The organism is Streptacidiphilus melanogenes, assembly GCF_000787835.1.
Taxonomy (GTDB): domain Bacteria; phylum Actinomycetota; class Actinomycetes; order Streptomycetales; family Streptomycetaceae; genus Streptacidiphilus; species Streptacidiphilus melanogenes.
The window spans coordinates 28752-32106 of sequence record NZ_BBPP01000056.1; the positions used below are offsets into that span (position 1 = coordinate 28752).

General features: G+C 76.8%; 1 protein-coding gene. It reads right to left on the bottom strand.

What is annotated here, in order from left to right; translation table 11 throughout:
* Positions 1-196: 196 nt before the first annotated feature.
* Positions 197-3355 (bottom strand): sacsin N-terminal ATP-binding-like domain-containing protein (locus tag TR49_RS35435; protein ID WP_042389609.1); only part of this gene is annotated, 3159 nt, incomplete at its 5' end.

A 3355-nucleotide genomic window follows, 5' to 3' on the forward strand; every position in this document is an offset into this window, starting at 1 on the left:
GCCGGGCCGCAGTACCTGGTCCTGGACCTGTCCTACGGCTGGTCGCCGTCGCCGCCCGCCGACCTGCCCGCCTATGCGGCGCAACTGCACCCGGGGCACAGCTACCGGGTGCTGACGGACCAGTCGCAGTTCGCGGTGCTGGAACTGGTCGACTGAGCGCCGCCACCGGCACCCTCGGGGTTCGGCCCGCGCCGGCTCAGCCCTCGAAGTCCCGTGCGGCGCTGAGCTCGTAGGCCCGGTCCGGGTCGCCGAGCAGGGCCAGCACCTCGAAGCGGCGCTGCCAGGCGCCCGCCGCCCAGGCCAGACCGGCGGCGAGGCCCTCCGGGGTGGCGGCGTGCAGGGTGCCGAAGGGGACGACGGGTGCGAACTCGTCCGGCTCGTCGGCCGGGGCGCCCTCGCCCTCGGGCAGCGCCGGGGCCTCGCTCTCGGCGTCCCAACGCCAGCCGACCGGGGCCTCCTCACCGTCGGGGCCGACGACCAGCAGCTCCTCGTGTTCCTCGTAGACCGCGGGACAGCCGGGCAGGAGTTCGCGGATCTCCTCCGGGACCACCCGGACCGTGCCCTCGGTGAGCACGCGTCCGCCCGCGATCTCGCTCGCGAGCGAGACGTGCAGGCGCTCGGCGAGCGCCGGGGCCAGCGCGGGGGCGACCGTGATCAGCGGGAAGTCGTCCAGCAGCTGCACCAGGTCCGGCGCGTCCGCAACGACCGCGTCGGCCACGTCGACGATGACGGTGTGCGCGGGACGCCGGTGGGTGGCCGGATCGAGCGGAGGCAGGGCGCGGACCTCGTCGGGCAGCGGGACGCGGTCGAGAGGGACAGTGGCCAGCGCGGTGTAGATGCCGTGCAGCTGACGGTGCGCCACGGGACGCTCGGCGTCGGCGAGACGGTCGAGGACGTCGTCGGGGCCGTCCGGGTCCTCCAGCAGCGCCGCGAGCGTGGTGCGGACGCCGAGCGCGTGCAGGAAGATCTCGTCGAGGTCGGTGCGGGCCTCGTCGTAGAGGCCGCGCAGCAGCTTGTCGCCGCCCGCGGCGCGCAGGCCCGCCGGGGCCCGGCCGTCGAGGACGGGATGGTCGCGCAGCCACCAGGCGGCGTAGGGGACGACCTCGGCGGTGCCGCCGTCGGGCAGCAGCAGCCGGACCCTGTCGACGACGGCGCTGCGCAGCGGCGGCTGGGCCAGCAGCGCGAGGGCCGCGGGCCAGGCGTCGTCGTCGACGAGGTCGAGGTCGCGCACGGCGAGCAGTTCGGCGGCGATCGGCGGGACCGCGGGGACGCCGGGCGGCAGGTCGTCGCCGCGCGACAGCGGCTCGGTGACGTCCTCGGCCCAGTCGGCGAAGCCGTCGGGCGCCTCGTCGAGGAGGGCGGCGGGCTCGCCGCCGAGCGCACGGTCGGCCGGCGCGGTGGGGTCGAAGCGCTCCAGGTCGTCCGGGTCGAGGACGGCCTCCTCGGCACGCAGCAGGCCGAAGCTGTGGGCGACGCCGAGGGCGCGCAGCACCTCCGGGCCCCAGCGCTCGACCAGCTCCTCGTCCAGGAAGACGGCGTCGTCCTCGTGTGCGAGGGCGGCCAACGCACTGCCCGGCAGCACGAGTTCACCAGCGGGCGCCCACTCACCGTCCTCGTCGGGGAGAGCCAGCCGGGCCAACCAGGGGTACTGACTGTCAGTCAGTTCACCTTCCGTGAGCGCGGCCTGGACCACGCGCAGGACGGACTCGGCCAGCTCCTCGGCCTCCTCCTCGTCGTCGAGGTCGACCGAGCGGGCCACGGCGGCGCGCAGCTCCGGGGTCTCCAGCACGCCCGTGGGCGTGGCGACGCCCGCGCCGAGCTTCTCCAGCAGCGGGTGGGCGGCGTCGGGGTGGGCCAGGCGCAGGCCGAGGATCTCCAGGTCCTCGGCGCGGACCGGGCCCTCCTCTCCCGTCGCGGTGGCGGAGCCGCCCCAGGTGGCCGGCACCAGGACGCGGCGCGGGCCGCGGACCATCCGACCGTCGGCGAGCGGGACGGGCAGCGCGCCGAGCGCCTCCGGGTCGGCGCCGGCGAGCGAGCCGTACAGGTTGCGCCACCACTCGGGCTCGCGGTCGAGGTTGGCGAGCTGGTCGACGGTCTCGGCGAGGGCGACGCGGCGCACCTCCAGCGAGCGCAGCTCCTGGCGGCGCTCCAGCCCGGCGGGCAGCAGGCCCGGCAGGACCGTGGCGAGCGCACGGACGACCTCGGCGTCGGCGCCCTCCAGCAGCACGGCGTCGCGCGGCCGCAGCGCCGTCTCCCGCTCCCCTTCGGCCACCTCCGGACCGAGCTGCTCCTGTCCCGCCTCCGGCAAGAAGGGCGTCTCGGGCAGTCGGGCCAGGATCGCGCGGCGCAGCTTGGCGTCGAGTTCGCCCTTGCCGAGGGGCGCGGGGACGAGGCGGAGCGAGCCCAGGCTCGGGCCGCGGCGGCGGACCAGTTCGGCGTAGGCGTCGGCGGCCTGTTCGACGAGGAAGTCGGTGAGCCTGCCCGGCGCGACGTGGCGGCGGGTGGAGTCGAGCGGGAAGCTGGCGATCAGCAGCGCGGGCAGGCCGAGCGGCTCGTCGCTGGGTGTGGGGGCGTGCAGGTAGGCGGAGCGGACACGGACCGGATCGCCCGCGTCGTCGACGGGGACGGCCCAGGTGAGCGACCAGAACGGGCGGTGGCGCTCCTCGGTGGTGCGGTCGGCGAGCAGCTCCGCGTCGAGCGGGCCGCCCCGGCTGAGCACCTGCCACCGGGTCTCCGACTCGTCGTCGGCGATGACGACCTCGTCCTCGGTCGCGGAGGTGCCGGAGGTGCCGACGACCTCGCGGCGGGCGAGGGTGCGCACGCCGTCCTCGGTCTCGACGACCACCTCGGTGAGCCCGGGGAGGGCCAGCAGCAGCGCGTCGTCGGTGTCGTCGAGGAGCCGGCGGGTCAGGTCCGCAGCGGCGGCGTCGCGCAGCGGCAGCAGGACGACGGTGTCGTAGCCGGCCGGCGGGGTGCCCTCGGCGGGCAGCGGCAGGCGCAGCAGCGGGACGTGGCCCTCGCGGCGGCGCAGCTCCTCCGTCAGGCCCGCGTCCGCGCCGGGACGCTGTGCCGCGTCGGCCGTCAGCTGCCGCGCCTCGGCGAGCGACCAGCGCACGCCGCCGGGGACGCCGATGACGCTCGGCTCGTCGGTGACGGACAGCACGGCGGAGAAGCCGACGCCGAAACGGCCGACGGAGCCCGCGTCGCGGTCCCCGCGCTTGGAGGAGGCGCGCAGCGTGGAGAGCGACTCGACCCCCTCCGCGTCAAGGTGCGCGCCGGTGTTGGCGGCGGCCAGCACCCCGCCGCGCAGCGTCAGCCGGAGCCGGCCGGGGACGCCGGAGCGGCGGGCCGCGTC